Here is a 245-nt window from a genome sequence, read left to right as displayed (position 1 = left end):
TGCGCTGCCGGAGCTGAAGCAGCGCGGCTTCAAGCTCTACGCCAACGAGCAGCCGCATGTCTGGCCGTGGCAGTTCTCGCGCGTCGAAGGCTCGCCCTGGAACGACATTCGCGTGCGTAAGGCCGCCGGCATGAAGATCGTCGACAACGTCACGCCGCATGTCTGGAATTATCATCTCAGCGTGCTGCCGGGCTCGCCCTGGACCGACATCCGCCTGCGCAAGGCGCTCAACCTTGCGATCAACC

The 245-nt window shown here is 64.1% G+C and carries 1 protein-coding gene; it reads left to right on the top strand.

Annotated features, from left to right (window positions below; all coding sequences use genetic code 11):
- Window positions 1–245: hypothetical protein (locus G8O24_RS43440; protein WP_188108489.1), on the top strand; the 245-nt coding region annotated here is incomplete at both ends.

The organism is Bradyrhizobium campsiandrae, from assembly GCF_014529705.1.
GTDB classification, from domain to species: domain Bacteria; phylum Pseudomonadota; class Alphaproteobacteria; order Rhizobiales; family Xanthobacteraceae; genus Bradyrhizobium; species Bradyrhizobium campsiandrae.
The sequence above is the reverse complement of the archived record's forward strand: the minus strand, read 5'-3'. Positions and strand labels throughout refer to the sequence as shown.